Consider the following 19,702-nt stretch of genomic DNA (forward strand, 5'->3'; position numbering starts at 1 on the left):
AATAAATGGTTGTAAAAAAAGGCATATTAAATAAACTCTATATAGTTGTTGTTTTAATGGCGCTTTCTTTTATAGTTGTTGTTTTTAAAATCTTCAATCTTCAATACATAGAAGGTGATAAATACCGAAAACTTTCTTTAGAAAAAACACATAGAAACGATACAATTTTTGCTAATCGAGGTAATGTGTATGCTGCAGACGGAAACTTATTGGCAACATCAATGTCTAAGTTCAATATTAGAATGGATGTGATGGCGGTGAAATCAAGTGTTTTTGAGCGAGATATTAAAGCGTTGTCTAATGAGTTGTCTAAAATGTTTAAAAAACCGAGTAGTTATTTTCAAAAAAAATTACGTGATGCTCGTAAACGAAAAAACAGATACTTATTAATTGCACGGAATGTTGGGTATAACGACTATGCAAAAATGAAAACCTTCCCGATTTTTAAGTTGGGAGTTTTTAGAGGTGGTTTTATTGCTGAACAAAAAACAGTGAGAGTTCATCCTATTGGTAAAATAGCAGAAAGAACAGTTGGTTACGATAACCATAGAGGAGGAGCGGGTATTGAAGGAGCTTTTGCTGAATATATGCAGGGAGAAAATGGAAGAAGATTGAAACAGAAAATTGCAAAGGGGCAATGGAAACCTATTAATGATGTAAATGAAAAAGAACCTATTGATGGTAGAGATGTAATCACAACGATTGATGTAAATATTCAAGATATAACACATCATGCACTTTTAAAGCAATTAGAATATTTTGATGCAGATCATGGTTGTGCGGTTGTAATGGAGGTTGAAACTGGTGAAGTAAAGGCAATTTCTAACTTAGGCAGAACTAAAAATGGAAAATATTACGAAAAAAGGAACTATGCTGTTTGGGAGAGTCACGAACCAGGGTCTACATTTAAGTTAGCAAGTTTAATGGTGGCTTTAGAAGATAAAAAAGTAGATACTTCTTTGGTGGTTGATTGTGGAAAAGGGAAAATATTTGTAAACAATAAAAAAGTAGAAGATAGTAAAAGAGGAGGTTATGGGAAAATCTCTTTAGCTCGAGTTTTTGAAGTATCTTCTAACGTTGGGATTGTAAAAGTAATTCAGAAGCACTATGACAAGAGTCCGAAAAAATTTACTGATAAAATAAACTCATTTGGTTTAGGTGAAATGACGGGCGTTAAAATAAAAGGTGAAGGAAAACCTTTTATTCGAGATCCTAAAGATAAAAGTTGGAGCCCGATTTCTTTAGAATGGATGGCTTGGGGTTATGGTGTTTCATTAACTCCGTTACAACAATTAACATTTTACAATGCAGTAGCAAACAATGGTACAGTAGTAAAACCAAGGTTTGTTAAAGAGTTGCGAGTTGGGAATAAAGTTGAAAAAAGTTTCGATAAGATTGTTCTGAAGGAAAAAATAGCTTCTCAAACTACCATTAATAAAGTGAGAAAAATAATGGAAAATGTAGTGAAAAGAGGAACTGCAAAAAACATTTATTCACCTAACTTTTCTATGGCAGGAAAAACAGGTACTGCAAAAAAATGGATTCCGAAGCATAAAGATGAAAATGGAAAAACTGTTTACGGGCATTATTCTAGTAAATATTATACCTCTTCATTTGCGGGTTTCTTTCCAGCTAAAGAGCCAAAATATTCTTGCATCGTAGTGATTCACAAACCAAAGAAAGAGAAAGGATATTATGGAGCAACTGTAGCGGCACCAGTGTTTAAAGAAATTGCGCAAAAGATTTATACAAGTACACCGGTTGATAACCAATCGATTTCAGAAGAGAAAGAGTTTGCGAGTATCAACAAGAGTTATGAAAACTACTATACTAAGCTAAGAAAGTATAAAACAATTATGCCTAAAGTAACTGGTATGGTGGCTATGGATGCTATTTCATTGTTAGAAAATATGGGACTTAAAGTTAAGTTTTCTGGTTCAGGAAAAGTAGTTGAGCAATCTATTGAAAAAGGAAATAAAGTAAAAAAAGGAGCAACTGTATATTTAAAATTATCATAATTGAAAGTTTTAAAAGACATATTATATAAAGTAGCTGTTAACTCAGTAATTGGCTCGACAGATGTTGAGGTTAAAAATATTGTTTTCGATTCTAGAAAAGTCGAAAGCAATAGCCTGTTTGTAGCTCAAAAAGGAGTGACTGTAGATGGGCATAAGTATATAGGCAAAGCTTTAAGTCTTGGAGCAACAACAATTGTTTGTGAAGTGTTTCCAGAAGATTTAAAAGAAGGAATAACTTATGTGCAAGTTGATGATTCTGATACAGCGCTAGCAATTATAGCTTCAAATTATTATGAAAATCCATCATCTGAAATAAAGTTAGTTGGAGTAACTGGAACCAATGGTAAAACAACTATTGCAACCTTATTATATCAGTTGTTTAAAAAAGCAGGATACAAAGTGGGGTTGCTGTCTACTGTTAAGGTTTTGGTTGATGAAAAAGAATACAAAGCAACACATACAACACCAAATTCAGTAGCGATCAATCAGTATTTATCTGAAATGGTTAACGAAGGAGTTGAGTTTTGTTTTATGGAAGTAAGCTCGCATGGGGTTCATCAAAAAAGAACAGAAGGCTTAGAGTTTGCTGGAGGGATTTTTACCAATTTATCCCATGATCATTTAGATTATCACAACACTTTTGCAGAATATAGAGATGTAAAAAAATCGTTTTTTGATTCCTTGCCAAAATCAGCTTTTGCATTGGTAAATATTGATGATAAGAATGGAAACATCATGTTGCAAAACACCAAAGCAACAAAACAAACATATGCATTAAAAACTATAGCAGATTATAAAGCTAAGGTTTTGGAGAAGCGCTTTTCGGGAACTTTATTAACGGTAAATAACGTTGAGGTGTGGACGAAATTAATAGGACAATTTAATGCGTATAACTTATTAGCAATTATTGGCACTGCTGAATTGTTAGGGTTAGAGAAATTAGAAGTTTTACGAATAGTAAGTGAGTTAGAAAGTGTAAGTGGTCGTTTTCAATACACGGTTTCAAAAGACGGAGTTACAGCAATTGTAGATTATGCTCATACTCCAGATGCATTAAAAAATGTATTAGAAACTATTAATGATATAAGAACTGGTAACGAAAATGTATTGACTGTTGTTGGTTGTGGTGGAGATAGAGATGCTACCAAAAGACCCAAAATGGCACATATTGCTTCTCAACTAAGTACACAAGCAATTTTTACTTCTGATAATCCAAGAACAGAAGATCCGCAAGATATTTTAAATCAGATGGAAGAAGGAGTAACTCCAGAAAATTATAAAAAGACACTTACCATTGAAGATAGAAAGCAAGCAATTAAAACTGCATGCAAGTTATCTGAAAGTGGAGATATTATTTTGATTGCAGGAAAAGGACACGAAAACTACCAAGAAATTAATGGAGAACGATTCCATTTTGATGATTTCGAAGTAGTAACCGAATGCTTTAATCAACTAAAAAACTAAGAAAATGCTGTATTATTTATTTGAATATTTAGAAAGTGAATTCAATTTAACAGGGGCGAGTGTGTTTCAGTTTATTACGTTCCGTTCGGCAGCAGCGTTTATTATTTCTCTGTTAATATCTACCATTTTCGGTAAGCGAATCATTAATTTTTTAAGAAGACAGCAGGTTGGTGAAACTGTAAGAGATTTAGGGTTAGAAGGACAAATTCAAAAAGCAGGAACTCCAACGATGGGAGGTATAATCATTATTTTAGCTACACTAGTTCCTGTATTGTTATTCGCAAAGCTAGAAAATATTTACATCATCATTTTATTAATTACTACTGTGTGGATGGGGTTAATTGGTTTTGCTGATGATTATATAAAAGTATTCAAGAAAGATAAGGAAGGACTTAAAGGGAGATTTAAAGTACTTGGTCAAGTTGGTTTGGGAGTTATAGTGGGCTCAATGTTATATTTTCATCCAGATGTAACTATTAAAGAACAGTTACCAGAAAATCAACAAGTAGTACAAGCTAATGAGAGGAAACAAGTTTTTGGAGATGCGCATAAATCAACAAAAACAACAGTTCCGTTTTTAAAAGATAACGAGTTAGACTATGCAAAGGCATTAAGTTTTTTAGGAGATGATTATAAAAAATATGCGTGGTTAATTTTTATTCCTTTCGTAATATTTATCATCACAGCAGTTTCTAATGGAGCAAATTTAACAGATGGAATTGATGGGCTAGCAGCAGGATCTTCCGCAATAATAGTCATTGCTTTGGCGATTTTTGCATGGGTGTCGGGTAATATAATTTTTGCTGATTATTTAGATGTAATGTATATCCCTAAGTCGGGTGAAATGACGGTATTTATACTTGCTTTTGCTGGTGCTTTAATCGGATTCTTGTGGTACAATACATACCCAGCTCAAGTATTTATGGGGGATACTGGAAGTTTGACTATAGGAGGAATCATTGCGGTAATTGCAATTGCTATTCGTAAAGAGTTGTTGATTCCAGTATTAGCAGGAGTCTTTTTAGCGGAGAATTTATCGGTAATGTTACAGGTGTCTTATTTCAAGTACACTAAGAAAAAATATGGAGAAGGAAGACGAATTTTTAAGATGTCTCCATTGCATCATCATTATCAAAAATCAGGATATCACGAAAGTAAAATAGTAACTCGTTTTTGGATTGTAGGAATTTTACTAGCAGTATTAGCAATTGTAACCTTGAAGTTAAGATAAATGAAGCGATTGGTAATTCTTGGAGGAGGAGAAAGTGGTGTTGGAACTGCAATTCTAGGAAAGCAAAAAGGACATGAAGTTTTTGTTTCTGATAAAGGAAATATTGCAGAAAAGTATAAAGAAGTTCTTAAAAAACATGCTGTTGATTTTGAAGAGAATCAGCACACAGAAGAAAAAATTTTCAATGCCAGTTTGGTAATGAAAAGCCCTGGTATTCCAGATAAGGTAACGTTGGTTCAAGAGTTGATTACAAAGGACATTCCTGTAGTATCAGAAATAGAATTTGCTTCTAAATATACCAATGCAACTGTAGTTGGAATTACAGGTTCAAACGGAAAAACAACCACAACTATGTTAACGCATCATATTTTAAAAAATGGTGGATTAAATGTTGGTATAGGAGGAAATATAGGAGATAGTTTTGCGCAACAAGTAGCAGAACAATCCTACGATAGTTATGTGTTAGAATTGAGTAGTTTTCAGTTAGATGGTATAGAGGAATTCAAACCTCATATTGCTGTGATAACGAATATTACTCCAGACCATCTCGATAGATATGAGTATGATTTTAATAAGTACATAGCTTCAAAATTTAGAATAACAAAAAATCAAACCGAAGAAGATTTTCTAATCTACGATGCAGATGACGAAGCTATTTTGGGATGGTTAAAAGAAAATATAACGAAAGCGCAATTAGTACCTTTTTCAGTAATTAAAGAATTAGAATATGGTGCGTTTTTAAAAGATGAAAAAATAACAATAAGATTAAAAACAGACGAAATTATAATGAGTGTTTCGAAATTATCAATAAAAGGAAAACATAATACTAAAAATGCTATGGCAGCTTCATTGACAGCGCAATTGTTAAAGGTGAGAAACCAAACGATTGTAGAGAGTCTATCTGGTTTTGAAGGAGCAGAGCATCGATTAGAAAATGTTCAGAAAGTTAATGGAGTACAGTTTGTTAATGATAGTAAAGCAACCAATGTAAACGCTACCTATTATGCTTTAGAATGTATGACTTCTGAAACTATTTGGATTGTTGGAGGAGTAGACAAAGGAAATGATTATTCAGATTTAATGCCTTTAGTGAGAGAAAAAGTAAAGGCAATAGTTTGTTTAGGTTTAGATAATGAAAAAATAAAAGCTGTTTTTGGTAACGTAGTAGAAGATTTAGTAGAAACTGCCGGGGCTGAAGAAGCTGTAAAAGTTGCGTTTAAATTAGCATCAAAGGGAGATACAGTGTTGTTGTCACCTGCTTGTGCTAGTTTCGATCTATTTGAAAGTTACGAAGATCGTGGTAATAAGTTTAAAGTTGCGGTTAAAAATTTATCTTAGATTATAAAAGAAGTGGATGAAACAATTGTTTCAACATATCAAAGGAGATAGAGCTATTTGGGCGATTGTTGCCATTTTAGCAATATTTTCATTCATGCCGGTATATAGCGCAAGTACCAATTTGGTATATGTAGTAGGAAATGGTTCTACTTTAGGGCATTTAATAAAACACATTGTGTTATTAATTGCAGGATTTGCCATTATTTATGGTGTACACAAAGTACCTTATAGATATTTTAGTGGAGGTTCAGTTTTAATGCTACCTATTGTGGTGTTACTTTTGGTAATAACCTTAGCGCAAGGAACTGTTATAGGAGGAGCAAATGCAAGTAGATGGATTCGTATTCCTTTTGTGGGAATTGGTTTTCAAACATCTACATTAGCGGCATTGGTATTGATGGTGTACGTGGCTAGATATTTGGCAAAGAACAAAGAAAAAGTAATTGCTTTTAAAGATAGTTTATTGCAATTATGGTTACCAGTGGGTGTGGTTTTAATGTTGATATTACCAGCCAATTTTTCTACTACGGCAATGGTGTTTAGTATGGTATTGTTGCTGTCATTTATTGGCGGATACCCTATCAAATATATTTTATATGTTTTAGGAATGGGGCTTTTCGGATTGTTGTTTTTTATCTTGGTAGCCAAAGCTTTTCCAGATGCTATGCCTAACCGTGTGCAAACTTGGGAAAGTAGGATAGATGGTTTTTTGTCTGGAGAAAAAAAGGAAAACTATCAAGTTGAAAAAGCGAAAATCGCAATTGCTACAGGAGGAGTTGTAGGTAAAGGAGCAGGAAAAAGCATTCAAAAGAATTTTTTACCACAATCATCATCCGATTTTATTTATGCAATAATTGTTGAAGAGTTTGGTTTAGTAGGAGCGTTGTCTGTTATTTTTATTTATTTCTTATTGTTATTCAGAATCCTTATAGCAGCTAAAAAAGCAACTACAATTTTTGCAACATTATTGGTAATCGGAGTAGGGTTGCCTATCATATTTCAAGCCATTATTAATATGGCAGTAGCGGTGAATTTATTTCCTGTTACCGGACAAACTTTACCACTAATAAGTAGTGGAGGTACTTCGATTTGGATGACATGTTTTGCTTTAGGAATGATCTTAAGTGTAAGTGCATCTAAAAACGAAACTGAAGAAACAATTTTAGATGATAATCCGTTAGATATATTACATGAAACAATCGATTAATGTAGTCATAAGTGGAGGAGGAACTGGAGGTCATATTTATCCAGCAATAGCTATTGCAAACGAAATAAAAGCACGATATCCAAAAGCGAATATTTTGTTTGTAGGAGCTAAGGACAAAATGGAAATGGAAAAAGTTCCGCAAGCGGGATATGATATCAAAGGATTATGGATTTCAGGTATACAGCGTAAGTTAACGTTGAAAAATTTAAGTTTTCCGTTTAAACTATTAAGTAGTTTATGGAAAGCAGGTAGAATTATAAAAAAGTTTCAGCCAGATATAGCAATTGGAACTGGTGGTTTCGCAAGCGGACCAACCTTGATGATGGCAAGTAGAAGAGGAATCCCAACTGTAATTCAAGAGCAGAATTCTTTTCCAGGAATCACAAATAAGTTATTAGGAAAAAAAGCCAATAAAATTTGTGTTGCTTATGATAATTTGGAACGATTTTTTCCTAAAGATAAAATAAAGAAAACTGGCAACCCTGTTCGTCAAGATTTGTTGTTTCTTAAAGATAAAGGTCAAGAAGGGAAAAAGTTCTTTGAGTTAAATACTGAAAAGAAAATACTTTTGGTATTGGGGGGAAGTTTAGGAGCAAGAAGAATTAATGAATTAATCGAGGCAAATTTAGAGTTCTTTAAAGAGCAAGAAATTCAGTTGATTTGGCAGTGTGGTAAGTTATATTTTGAACAATATAAAAAGTACAATGATTTAGAAAATGTGCAAGTGCATCAGTTTTTAAATCGAATGGATTTTGCTTATGCATCAGCAGATTTTGTAGTGTCGAGAGCGGGAGCAAGTTCGGTATCTGAGTTGTGTATTGTAGGAAAGCCTACTGTATTTATTCCTTCTCCAAATGTAGCAGAAGATCATCAAACTAAAAACGCAAAAGCAATTCAAGAAAAAGATGGGGCTATTATGGTAAAAGAATCTGAGCTTGAAACGTTTTCTGAGGTGTTTGAACGTTTATTGAAAGATGAGGAGAAACAACAGAAGTTAAGTGAGAATATCAAAAAGTTAGCGTTACCTAATGCAACTGGTGATATTGTAAACGAAATTGAAAAATTAATTAGTTAGTGAATTTAAAGACGATACATAATATTTATTTTGTAGGAATTGGTGGGATCGGAATGAGTGCTATTGCTCGATATTTTGTTGAGAATGGTAAAAATGTGGCGGGTTATGATAAAACTCCATCTCTAATTACTGAATCGTTAAGTTCTGCAGGAGTTTCAATTCATTTTGAAGATAGTGTTAAGAATATTCCGATTAATTTTTTAAATAAGGATACTACTTTGGTAGTTTATACCCCTGCTATTCCTAAAGAGCATGAGGAGTTAAATTATTTTCAACAGAATCAATTTCAAGTATTCAAAAGAGCGGAGATTTTAGGGCTTATTACTAAAAATACATTTTGTTTTGGTGTTGCTGGAACTCATGGAAAAACGACAACATCGTCTATTTTAGGTCATATTATGGAGTCGGAAAAAGCCACGTCTTTTTTAGGTGGAGTTACCGAGAACTATAATTCAAATCTAATTCTAGGAGAAGATAAAATTTCTGTAGTAGAAGCAGATGAGTTTGATCGTTCGTTTTTACAATTAGCACCCAATATTGCATGTGTAACTAATATGGATGCGGATCATTTAGATATTTACGGAGAACATGAAGCCTTATTACAATCGTTTCAAGAGTTTGTGGCTAAAGTGAGTGAAACATTAATTGTAGCAAAAGGACTTCCGTTGAAAGGTTTAACTTATGCAATTGATGAAGTTGCAGATTATGAAGCCTCAAATCTTAGAGTGTCGAATGGGACTTATGTGTTTGATGTAAAAACACCAACAGCTTCTTGTGAGAATATTGAATTTCATTTACCAGGAAAACACAATGTGATGAATGCACTAGCGGCATTGGCTATGGCAGATTCATACGGAGTTTCGTTGGAAGTGATAAAAGAAAGATTAGGAAGTTTTAAAGGAGTACAAAGAAGGTTTTCTTACAAGGTTAAAACCGATGATGTTGTGTTAATAGATGATTATGCACATCATCCAACAGAGATTTTAGCGGTAGAGCAATCGGTAAGAGAAATGTATCCGAATCAAAAAGTATTGGCTGTTTTTCAACCGCACTTGTTTAGTAGAACAAGAGATTTTGTTGATGAGTTTGCAAAGGCACTTTCAAAATTTGACGAATTATTGTTGTTAGATATTTATCCAGCAAGAGAATTGCCAATTGAAGGTGTTACTTCTAAATGGTTGTTAGATAAAATTTCAAATAAAAATAAAAAGTTAATTCAAAAAAATGAGTTGGCTGTTGAGATTAAAAAATCAGATTCAAAAGTAATTGTGATGATTGGTGCAGGAGACATAGGATTGCTTGTAGATGATGTGAAGAAAATAGTAGAAGAAAAATATCAGTTATAAAAAATGAAGAAGACGTTAACTTACATAGGGTTTTTAGTGCTGCTAGCGTTTTTAACGTTTTTATATAGCTTTTCGTCACATAGAAATGAGGCGAAAAAGGTGAAAAATACAGTAGTGGAGTTTACTTCAGGAGATAATAATTTCCTGACACACAGTTTGGTTGATAAATTGTTAATACAAAATAACGATTTTGTGAAAAACCAAGCGAAAAGAGTAGTAGATTTACACCTGCTAGAAACTAAAGTTTCGTCTAACCCTTATGTAGAGAAAGCTACTGTTTTTTTAACAATCGACGGTGATTTAAAAACGATTATTAAACAGCGTAAACCACTAGCTCGCATTGTTAATAAAGATAGTTCATATTATGTTGATAAGTATGGAGTTAAGATGCCATTGTCAACAAATTTTTCGGCAAGGGTCCCGTTGATTTCTGGTGTGGGGAATCCAGAAGAATTAAATGAAGTTACTGATTTAATAAATATAATTGTAAGTGACGATTTTTTAAAAAAAGAAATCGTTGCCATACATAAACTGGCTAATAACGAATATAGTTTCTCTGTAAGAAGTGGAAGGTATAAAATTCTTTTTGGCAAGTTTACAAATGTGGAGAATAAGTTTAAAAAGTTAAAAGCTTTTTATAACAAAGCGTTTGTAGATGCAACTATTAAAAAGTATAAGGTAATTAATTTAAAGTATCACAATCAAGTTGTGTGCACAAAACAAACTAAAGATGGAAAACAATAAAATAGCAGTTGGTTTAGATATTGGTACAACCAAGATTGTTGCCATGATTGGTCGTAAAAACGAATACGGTAAGCTAGAAGTTTTAGGTATTGGTAAAGCCAAAAGTTTAGGTGTAAAACGAGGTGTGGTAAATAACATTACCCAAACAATTCAGTCTATTCAACAAGCGGTAGATGAAGCAGAAAGTGTTTCTGGTCAAAAGATAGAAAATGTTGTGGTTGGTATTGCGGGTCAACACATTCGTAGTTTGCACCACAGTGATTATATAACAAGAGATAAATCAGACGAAGTAATTGATGAGTTAGATATCGAAAACTTGGTAGGTCAAGTACATAAATTAGTAATGCTTCCTGGTGAAGAAATTATTCATGTATTGCCTCAAGAGTTTAAAGTAGATAGTCAACCAGAAATTAAAGAGCCAATAGGAATGTATGGAGGAAGGCTTGAAGCTAATTTCCATGTTGTGGTTGGTCAGGTATCATCAATCAGAAATATTGGTAGATGTGTAAAAAGTGCTGGGTTAGATTTATCAGATATCACTTTAGAACCTTTAGCTTCAGCTTCAGCAGTATTGAGTCAGGAAGAAAAAGAAGCGGGAGTAGCATTGATTGATATAGGTGGTGGAACAACAGATTTAGCAATTTTTAAAGATGGAATTATTCGTCATACAGCAGTAATTCCGTTTGGAGGTAATGTAATTACTGAAGATATAAAAGAAGGTTGCTCAATTATTGAGAAGCAAGCAGAATTATTAAAAATTAAGTTCGGTAGCGCGTGGCCAGGAGAAAATAAAGAAACCGAAATTGTTTCTATTCCTGGATTACGAGGAAGAGAACCTAAAGAAATTACGCTTAAAAACTTATCAAAAATAATTCATGCACGTGTTCAAGAAATTATTGAACATGTGTATTTAGAAATAAAAAATTACGGACACGAAACTCAAAAAGGAAAATTAATTGCAGGTATCGTGTTAACAGGAGGTGGGTCTCAATTAAAACACTTACGTCAACTAGTAGAATATATTACAGGAATGGATGTAAGAATTGGGTATCCTAATGAACATTTAGCAGGAGATTCTGATGATGTTCTTTCGAGTCCAGCATATGCAACCGCAGTAGGATTGTTAATGGAAGGTTTGGAAAGGCAAGAAAAAGAAGCAGTGGTAGAAGAAGTTGTTGTTGAGGAAGAATTGCCTCCGATTACAGAAGAGCCTATTGAAGAAGAAATAGAACCAAAAGTTGTTCAAAAAGAACAAGAACATAGACCTAAATCTAAATCGTTTTTTGAAAAATTTACAGAACGTTTCAAAGAATTTTTAGATAATGCAGAGTAAAGTATAATTAAGTTAAAGTAAAACTCTCTCGTCCCCTAAAGAGAGTTCATTTAGAATAAGAAAAAAGTTAAAACGAAAAGTTATTATGAGCGCAGAATTTGATAACATTTCATTCGACATGCCAAAAACACAATCGAATGCTATTAAAGTAATTGGTGTTGGAGGGGGTGGTAGTAATGCTGTAAACCACATGTATAGTAAACAAATTCACGGAGTAGATTTCGTAATTTGTAATACAGATGCACAAGCATTAGAAAACAGTCCTATACCGAACAAAATTCAATTAGGAGCTCACTTAACCTCTGGGTTAGGTGCAGGAGCAAACCCCGAAGTTGGTGCACAAGCTGCAGCAGAAAGTATTCAAGAAATACAGCAAATGCTAAGTACACATACCAAAATGGTATTTATTACTGCTGGTATGGGTGGTGGTACTGGTACAGGAGCTGCTCCTATTATTGCAAAAATTGCAAAAGATATGGATATTCTTACGGTAGGTATCGTAACAATGCCATTTCAGTTCGAAGGTAGAATGCGCTCAAAACAGGCTCAAAAAGGAGTTGATGAGCTTCGTGATAATGTAGATTCATTAATTGTAATCAATAACAATAAACTTAGAGAAGTTTACGGAAACTTAGGTTTTAAAGCAGGTTTCTCTAAGGCAGATGAAGTGTTAGCAACAGCAGCAAAAGGTATTGCAGAAGTAATTACACATCACTATAAGCAAAATATCGATTTACACGATGCTAAAACAGTACTTTCTAATAGTGGAACTGCTATTATGGGGTCTGCAAAAGAAACAGGTGCAAATAGAGCTAAAAATGCTATTGTAAAAGCCTTAGATTCTCCGTTGTTAAACGACAATAAAATTACGGGAGCAAAGAACGTATTATTACTAATTGTGTCTGGAGCTAACGAAGTTACTTTAGATGAAATAGGAGAAATTAACGACTATATTCAAGATGAAGCAGGATACGATGCCAATATTATTATGGGTATCGGTGAAGATGAGTCTTTAGAAGACGGAATTGCAGTAACTGTTGTAGCGACTGGTTTTGCAGTAGATCAACAAAGTACAATTACTAATACAGAGGTTAAAAAGATTGTCCATACTTTAGAGGATGAACAAAAAGCAACGTATAATTTCAATGAACCAACGTTAGAAACTTCTCCGAGTATCAATCAACCTTTGCCAAAAGCAAAAGAGGAAAAAGTTGTACATGTTTTAGAGGAAGAGGTAATTGAAGAAATTCAACCGAAACCTAAGCAACAAATAACATTGGATTTGGTTCCTACAACCGATTTGATTAAAAACATTGATGTAACGTATGAAGAAATTGCGTTAGAAAAAGTTGCTACTGAAGATTTCATTATTACCAATGTTACTGAACAAAAAATTGAAGAGGAAAAGCCTAAAGCAGTTCAGCAAGATTTATTGTTCGATTTACCAATCAATTCTTACGAAGAAATAAAGCCAGAAGCAGGATTGATTAAAACAACCAATTCTATTAGAAATATGAGAGTTGAGGCTGAAGAGGTAAATCCTAGAATCGAGGAGAAAAAACGTTACATTTTAGACGATTTTAATGTTGAACCAACAATTGGTAAAAGTTCAACTCCAGATATTAAAAACGAAGCAGCTGAAGAAGAATTACAGTTTGAAGTTCGTACAAAAACTCAAGAAGAAATCAACGATATAGAAACGACCAGTGAAGAAGTTTCTCCTTTGAGTTTAACCATTTCTGAATTGCAAAAAAGAAGCAGAAACAGAATTGAAACTATGAAGAACTTTAACTATAAGTTCAACGATCAGGTAAATAAAAATATCGATGATATTGAGCGTCAACCAGCTTATAAACGCTTAGGTGTAGATATTGATGCCGGAGCAGATATTAGTAAATCAGACACAGCGTTGAATACTGAAAATGGCGATGTGCAATTACGCTCAAACAATTCGTTTTTACACGACAATGTAGATTAATACATAGAATTATATAACTACAATTAAATTCCCGATTCGTCGGGAATTTTTTGTTGTATATTTGATAGTTATTAAAAAAAATATGAAAAGAAACACATTTTTATTATTCGTTTTATTCTTAGTATTTAGTTGTAAAACAAAAATAAATTATCATGATGATTCCGAATTATGTAAGCTATTAACTAAAATGGCTGAAGACGATCAGAAAATAAGAAAAATGCCTCTGTTAGATACAGGAACGAAGAAACAAAAAGATTCTTTGTGGAATATTCAGAAAAGAAAAGATAAAAAGAATATTGAGATCTTAATAGAAATAATAAAAGAACGAGGTTGGATTGATAAGAAAGAATTGAAGTGTGATAAAGCTGTTCCGCCTGTGTTGATATTTAGACACGCACCAGAAGAATACTTTAAACAAATTGAAAAAATTATAAGTATTGAAAATGAAGCTGGAAGAATGTCTAATGGCGATTATATGTTTGTTGAGAATCATTTAAAAGGAAGACCAAGTTTTAGTATACAAGTTGATGACTAAAACATTTAAAATTCATACAAAACGATAAAATAAATCTTATGAGTATTCAAAAACAAGTAATGGATAAGATGAAAGAAGCTATGAAGTCTAAAGATACTGTAGCTTTAACAGCATTAAGAGCATTAAAATCGGCTTTTATGTTGGCAAAAACTGAGGCTGGAGCTAGTGAAGACTTAACTGCAGATCAAGAATTAAAGATTATTCAAAAGCAAGTAAAACAACGTAAAGACAGCGCACAGGTTTTTATTGAACAAGGTAGACAAGACTTAGCTGATCCTGAATTAGCAGAAGCTACAGTTTTAGAACAGTTTTTACCAGAGCCTTTATCGGAAAAAGAAATAGAAGATGTAGTAGTAGCTGTTATTAACCAAGTTGGTGCAGCTGGAATGAAAGATATGGGTAAGGTTATGGGAATGGTGTCTAAGCAATTGGCAGGACAAGCAGATGGTAAAACTATTTCTACTATTGTAAAAGCTAAATTAGCGTAGTTTTAAATTGACTCTATAGTTCAACTGGATAGAATATCAGATTTCGGCTCTGAGGGTTGGGGGTTCGAATCCTCCTAGGGTCACAAAATTATATGATTGAGATGAAATCTATTTTAATATCTCTTACGGTATTGATAATTGCTCTTTGTTTGACAAGGTATTTAAAAAAGAAAAGGAATGATTTATAATAAATTAGATACCGTTATTTTATGAATACCATTTATGAATACATAGTTTTTGGTACGTTAATAGTATTGGTTATGATTTTAATTATAATTGATAAAAAGAAATCTGATGATATTGATTTTGTTGATGATTTATATGATAATGAAGATGATGATTTCTTTGATTTCGATTAATTAAAGCTATTAAAACACAAAACCTCGAAGTATTATACTTCGAGGTTTTTTTGTTTTATTCATAAACTACTTCAACTTCCTCGGTAAGTGGTATACTTTGGCAACTTAAAGCGTAGCCTTTAGCAACTTCTTTTTCTTCTAAAGCAAGGTTGTTTTTCATGTGAACCTTACCTTTAGTTACTTTACATAAACAAGTAGAACATACACCTCCTTCACAAGAATATGGAGGTTCTTTTCCTTCAGTAATTAAAGTTCTTAAAATTGTTTTTCCTTGTGGTATTGTGGTCGTAATAGTTTCTCCGTGTAACTTAGCTGTAAGTTTTGCATTCGCAATTGCTTCGGTAGTGTCTTTTGATGCTCCACCTCCAAAACTTTCAATAAAAATACGTTCATTAGGTACGTCAATATTTTGTAAGGTTTTTTTGGTGTTTTCAATCATTGATCCTGGACCACAAATGTAATATTCTACATTTTGTGCATATGGAGGATATTCATTAATAAACCATTTTACAGCTTCTTCATCTACGCGCCCTTTTCTAAATTCTTTATCAGAAGAACTCTTCCATAAATCACTCCAGCTACTTTTAGGTCTACTTAATGTATACACTAAAATAAGTCTCTCTGGAAATTCTTCTTGTAGCTTATCTAATTCCTCTTTAAACATCACAGTTTCTTGGTTACTGTTACCATAAATCATGTGAACATAACTTCTTTCTTCAGTATATAAAACGGTTCTTAAAATCGATAAAATAGGCGTTATTCCACTACCTGCAGCAAAAAGGTAATAAGTTTTGTAATTGTCTTCTTTTACATCGGCAAAAAAACGACCATCTGGTTGCATTACTTCAACAATATCTCCTGGTTTTATGTTGTCATTTATATGATTAGATACCAAACCTCCTTTAACACGTTTTACACCTACTTTTAACGGCTCTTCAATAACAGGAGAACTACATAAAGAATAGGATCTTCTTACTTCTTCTCCATTTAAATTAAACTTTAAAGTAAGGTATTGACCTGGTTTGTAGTTATATGCTTCGTAAAGTTCATAAGGAACATCGAACGCAACTGATTTTGCATTAGCGGTTTCTTCTTTTACTTCAAGTACTTTTAAAGAATGAAATTTAGCCATTTTTTAATGATTTTTTTATTAAAAAAATAAGAGTTCCAAAAATTAAAATAGGTGATATATAATACCCTATTACACCTAGTAAAAAACCAAAAGCCTCTAATTTTAATGATGGATTATAAACATGCAATAAAATAGGTAAGCTGAATATTGTTATTAAAATATAGGTGATGGCCTTCTTATTCATATTACTTTATTTTGTTAATTTTTGTTGCTAAAATTTGCGTTGGAAAACTATCTACATACTCACCTTCTACTTTTACTTTATCTCCAACTTTTAAACTCACATAATTGTCACCAAGATTTGGAATACTAGCAATCATGTTATATGCTTTTTTGTTTTTGTCTGAAAGATGAATTGTTTCTCCATCCTTTCCTGGTATTATTTTAGTAACTGTAAGTTCGGGCAGTTTTTTTAGGGATTCCTTTTCTATAATTTTTATTTTTTTGGCAAAGATTTGTACAGGATCACTTTCTGCATATTCTCCCGCAATTTTTACTTTATCACCAACATTAAGTCTTATATAATTGTCTTCAAGATTTGGAATGCTAATAGTAGTAGTGTATAGGTTTTCTTTATCATTTTTTAATGTTGCCAAATAACCATCTCTTCCGTTTTCTATTTTGGTAACAGTTAAGGTTGCGTAGTCAGACATCATTTCATCAGTGATTGGTTTTTCTTTTTTAATGATTTTTAATAATTTATAAAAAGTATCACCAACATCTTGCGGTGGGTTTTTTAATACAATCTTCTCAACTTGTAAGTTGTATACAAATCCTGGTTTAAAATCAAACCCTTCAATACCTTCATATTGATTTTTCCATTCTTTGTCTTCACCTAGCTCTTTAATTTGTAAGCAATTTTGTTTCCCATGTGCTCCATAACATTCTACCTCTTCAGCATTCACTTTTAACACTACAATTGTTTTGCTTTTAATATTTTCTTTGCCCATATCATTAACTATAGAATGGCTGTTATCTTTTTTGTTTTTTGTTGAATTACAAGCTGTAAAAACAACTAACATGATTAAAAATATTTTTTTCATTTTATTTCTTTTTTATTTGATAAAACAAGCTTTACGCCAAACTTTTATTTAGGAAGAGTTCTTTGTTTTTCAATCCATTCTTTTACAACCTGCTGAAATTTAGCTACAGCAAATTCTCCTTTTTCTGCTTGAGCACCTACACTAAATTTAGGTGATTGTAAAGATTTTTGCTGTTGCTCGCACACATAAACATCTTCTTCCATAAAATCTGCAGTTGCCATAGGGTCACCTTCAAAATGAGCTTCGTATTTAGGAAAAATTCTCCTGTTCCAAAACTCTTCTTCAGCATACGATTTGTTAGCTTGTTTAGTGAATTCCTTAGTAGGTAAATTCATTAGTTTAGATCGTAAGGTTACTAAGGTTTTTGAAGGAGAAATTGGTGTAACATGAAATGCTGTCCAAGAATTTTCTTCTTCACTTAATCCTATATTAGGAAATAACCAAGGTACATAACCTCCTATTGCTTCTTTTGGAACTGAATCTATTAAAGGATATTCTGAAACGCTATCTAACTTTTCGTGATATTCTTCTTCTAAAGGTTCATAAAACCAATAATGCGGACCTACCCATCCAAACTCAGCTTTATCATGTTGATACATATTTAATGTCCCTGAATGTAAATGTGCTAAATGATATTGGTCGATATAATTTTCAACAATAATTTTCCAGTTACAATTTACTTCTTTTACATAAATTTCTTCGGGTTTGCTATATTCTACTAGTTTTTCAACTTTATGTGGACCTAAATAAGGTAAAACTTCTCCGAAGAAATCGTTAATATCTTCATTTGGATTTGGATGTATAAAATACATTCCTTTAAAAACCCCAATAGATGCTATTGTTAAAGAAGGGAAATTCGCATTTGTGGAATTTCCTTCTAAATCATAAGTAACATTTTTTGTAGGGCAATAAATGTATTTTCCTAATCGACCAAAGTTTTTTAAAATTGGTGTTTTACAGGTAGAACAATAATTATGAAATGCTTTTACTTCATAATTATTATCCATTACTACCAAAAAGCTATTATACCCAATATCTAAGCACATATAATTTCCAGGTTTTTTGAATTCTTCAATAAAACCAAGAAATTGCCATGTAGTGCTAAAAATGTGTTTTTGTTCTAAATCGAACCACTTTTGCGATGTGTATGCACTAACTGGTAAGTTATGCATCATGGGTATTTTAGCTTCTGCTACCATTTAATCTTTGTATTTTTCAATCCATTCTTTTACTACACTTTGGAATTTTTCCATTGCGTATTCTCCTCTTTGCGCTTGCGCACCAATACTAAACATAGGAGATTGTAACGATTTTTGTTGTTGCTCACAAGCATATACATCTTCTTCCATAAAATCTCCAGAAGCCATCGGATCTGTATTTGGATCTCCTTCGTACTTTCCTTTAGCTCCGTATTTAGTCCAAATTTTACTCATTGAAGATTTTGCCGCTTGTTTGGTAAATTCCCATTCGCTTGAGTTCATAACCTTAGTTCGGAAAGAAACTAAAGTCCTGTCTGGTGCTAATGGAGTTACGTGGAATGTACTCCATGTTCCTTCACTTTCTGCAAGTCCAATATTTGGAAAAAACCATGGAACGTAGGCTCCGATTTTATCTTCAGGAACATGATCTATAACTGGAGTTAAAGATGCGTTTTTAAGATCTTTTCTATAATCTTCTACTAACGGTTCGTAAAACCAGTAGTGAGGACCTACCCAACCAAATTGAGCTTTATCGTGATCGTACATATTTAATGTACCTTCATGTAGGTGTGCTAAGTGATAATGATCAATATTATTTTCAACTACAATCTTCCAGTTAGCTTTTATTTCTTTTTCGTAATATCCTTCTTGGTATTCTACTAATTCCTCTGGAATGTGAGGACCTAAATGAGGTTCAACTCCTTTAAAATATTCCATTAAACTTGGAGCATTTTTTTCTGGATGTACGAATAACATTCCTTTAAAAATATCAACTGATGCTTCGTGAAGATTTAATCCGCAATCGTGTAATTCCTTATTACATAAATCAGGGAATTCTTCTTCTTTTTTAGGAATACTTACTAGTTTTCCTTCTAAATCATACGTCCAATCGTGGTACGGACAGGTAATTGCTTTTTTAGCTTTACCTACTGCACGTAATAATTGCGTTCCTCTATGACGACACATATTATGGAAAGCACGTAAACGATTGTCTCTTCCTTTAATAATAAAAATATTGTTTAATCCTGCTTGAACAGAAATATAGTCTCCTGGGTTTGCTACATCTTCAACCAAACCAGCAAATTGCCATGTTTTGCTAAAAACGTGTTTCATTTCTAAATCAAACCACTCTTGAGATGTATATGCTTCTACGGGAAGCGCATGCATCATGGTTTTTTTGTTAGCCATAAACTTTTAGTGTTTAATATTGTT

At 32.8% G+C, this 19,702-nt stretch carries 18 protein-coding genes and 1 tRNA gene; 14 read left to right on the forward strand and 5 right to left on the reverse strand.

The genetic code is table 11. From position 1 onward, the window contains the following. Positions 1 to 5 precede the first annotated feature (5 nt). The 14 genes from WH52_RS11145 (at position 6) to WH52_RS14895 (ending at position 15,116) form a co-directional block, all read left to right on the forward strand. Positions 6 to 2,018, forward strand: coding sequence for a penicillin-binding protein (locus tag WH52_RS11145; RefSeq protein ID WP_233131558.1), 2,013 nt, complete (start codon positions 6 to 8; stop codon positions 2,016 to 2,018). After that, positions 2,019 to 3,482, forward strand: coding sequence for a UDP-N-acetylmuramoyl-L-alanyl-D-glutamate--2,6-diaminopimelate ligase (locus WH52_RS11150; RefSeq protein ID WP_086031033.1), 1,464 nt, complete (start codon positions 2,019 to 2,021; stop codon positions 3,480 to 3,482). A 4-nt stretch (positions 3,483 to 3,486) separates the two neighbouring features. Continuing rightward, complete coding sequence (gene mraY, locus WH52_RS11155; RefSeq protein ID WP_086031034.1) at positions 3,487 to 4,713, forward strand: phospho-N-acetylmuramoyl-pentapeptide-transferase; 1,227 nt, start codon at positions 3,487 to 3,489, stop codon at positions 4,711 to 4,713. Further along, positions 4,714 to 6,051 carry a UDP-N-acetylmuramoyl-L-alanine--D-glutamate ligase gene (gene murD, locus WH52_RS11160; protein ID WP_086031035.1) on the forward strand — a complete coding sequence of 446 codons (1,338 nt, stop codon included), beginning with the start codon at positions 4,714 to 4,716 and terminating at the stop codon, positions 6,049 to 6,051. 16 nt (positions 6,052 to 6,067) lie between these two features. Then, positions 6,068 to 7,258 carry an FtsW/RodA/SpoVE family cell cycle protein gene (locus WH52_RS11165; protein ID WP_086031036.1) on the forward strand — a complete coding sequence of 397 codons (1,191 nt, stop codon included), beginning with the start codon at positions 6,068 to 6,070 and terminating at the stop codon, positions 7,256 to 7,258. Continuing rightward, a complete protein-coding gene (gene murG, locus WH52_RS11170; RefSeq protein ID WP_086031037.1) occupies positions 7,242 to 8,333 on the forward strand; it encodes an undecaprenyldiphospho-muramoylpentapeptide beta-N-acetylglucosaminyltransferase in 1,092 nt (363 codons plus the stop codon). The genes WH52_RS11165 and murG overlap by 17 nt, the downstream gene beginning before the upstream one ends. Further along, complete coding sequence (gene murC / locus WH52_RS11175; protein WP_086031038.1) at positions 8,333 to 9,679, forward strand: UDP-N-acetylmuramate--L-alanine ligase; 1,347 nt, start codon at positions 8,333 to 8,335, stop codon at positions 9,677 to 9,679. Before murG ends, murC begins: the two co-directional genes overlap by 1 nt. A 3-nt stretch (positions 9,680 to 9,682) precedes the next feature. Next, entirely contained in the window at positions 9,683 to 10,423 is a 741-nt protein-coding gene (locus WH52_RS11180) for a cell division protein FtsQ/DivIB (RefSeq protein WP_086031039.1), read from the forward strand. After that, positions 10,410 to 11,756, forward strand: coding sequence for a cell division protein FtsA (ftsA, locus tag WH52_RS11185; RefSeq protein WP_086031040.1), 1,347 nt, complete (start codon positions 10,410 to 10,412; stop codon positions 11,754 to 11,756). The genes WH52_RS11180 and ftsA overlap by 14 nt, the downstream gene beginning before the upstream one ends. A gap of 85 nt (positions 11,757 to 11,841) precedes the next feature. Further along, positions 11,842 to 13,734: a cell division protein FtsZ gene (ftsZ, locus tag WH52_RS11190; RefSeq protein ID WP_086031041.1), complete on the forward strand. Its 1,893-nt coding sequence runs from the start codon at positions 11,842 to 11,844 to the stop codon at positions 13,732 to 13,734. A gap of 82 nt (positions 13,735 to 13,816) precedes the next feature. Further along, positions 13,817 to 14,269, forward strand: coding sequence for a hypothetical protein (locus tag WH52_RS11195; protein ID WP_086031042.1), 453 nt, complete (start codon positions 13,817 to 13,819; stop codon positions 14,267 to 14,269). Between the two features lie 38 nt (positions 14,270 to 14,307). Next, positions 14,308 to 14,757: a GatB/YqeY domain-containing protein gene (locus tag WH52_RS11200; protein ID WP_086031043.1), complete on the forward strand. Its 450-nt coding sequence runs from the start codon at positions 14,308 to 14,310 to the stop codon at positions 14,755 to 14,757. Between the two features lie 9 nt (positions 14,758 to 14,766). Continuing rightward, positions 14,767 to 14,840 (forward strand) — tRNA-Arg (locus WH52_RS11205). Positions 14,841 to 14,966: 126 nt separating this feature from the next. Then, a complete protein-coding gene (locus WH52_RS14895) occupies positions 14,967 to 15,116 on the forward strand; it encodes a hypothetical protein (RefSeq protein WP_158091375.1) in 150 nt (49 codons plus the stop codon). A 55-nt stretch (positions 15,117 to 15,171) separates the two neighbouring features. Here WH52_RS14895 and WH52_RS11210 read toward each other — a convergent pair whose 3' ends face one another. The 5 genes from WH52_RS11210 to WH52_RS11230 are packed head-to-tail and all read right to left on the reverse strand — an operon-like array spanning position 15,172 to position 19,678. Further along, positions 15,172 to 16,248 carry a ferredoxin--NADP reductase gene (locus WH52_RS11210; RefSeq protein ID WP_086031044.1) on the reverse strand — a complete coding sequence of 359 codons (1,077 nt, stop codon included), beginning with the start codon at positions 16,246 to 16,248 and terminating at the stop codon, positions 15,172 to 15,174. After that, complete coding sequence (locus WH52_RS11215) at positions 16,241 to 16,432, reverse strand: hypothetical protein (protein WP_086031045.1); 192 nt, start codon at positions 16,430 to 16,432, stop codon at positions 16,241 to 16,243. The genes WH52_RS11210 and WH52_RS11215 overlap by 8 nt, the downstream gene beginning before the upstream one ends. 1 nt (position 16,433) lies before the next feature. Beyond that, on the reverse strand, positions 16,434 to 17,291 hold the full coding sequence (locus WH52_RS11220) for a DUF4377 domain-containing protein (RefSeq protein WP_086031046.1): 858 nt from the start codon (positions 17,289 to 17,291) through the stop codon (positions 16,434 to 16,436). 44 nt (positions 17,292 to 17,335) lie between these two features. Beyond that, positions 17,336 to 18,490, reverse strand: a complete 1,155-nt coding sequence (locus tag WH52_RS11225; protein WP_086031047.1) for an aromatic ring-hydroxylating oxygenase subunit alpha — start codon at positions 18,488 to 18,490, stop codon at positions 17,336 to 17,338. Then, the gene (locus tag WH52_RS11230) at positions 18,491 to 19,678 is read right to left on the reverse strand and encodes an aromatic ring-hydroxylating oxygenase subunit alpha (RefSeq protein ID WP_198938437.1); all 1,188 of its coding nucleotides are present in this window, start codon (positions 19,676 to 19,678) and stop codon (positions 18,491 to 18,493) included. Positions 19,679 to 19,702: the final 24 nt, after the last annotated feature.

The organism is Tenacibaculum holothuriorum (assembly GCF_002120225.1).
In the GTDB taxonomy this organism is placed as follows: Bacteria; Bacteroidota; Bacteroidia; order Flavobacteriales; family Flavobacteriaceae; genus Polaribacter; species Polaribacter holothuriorum.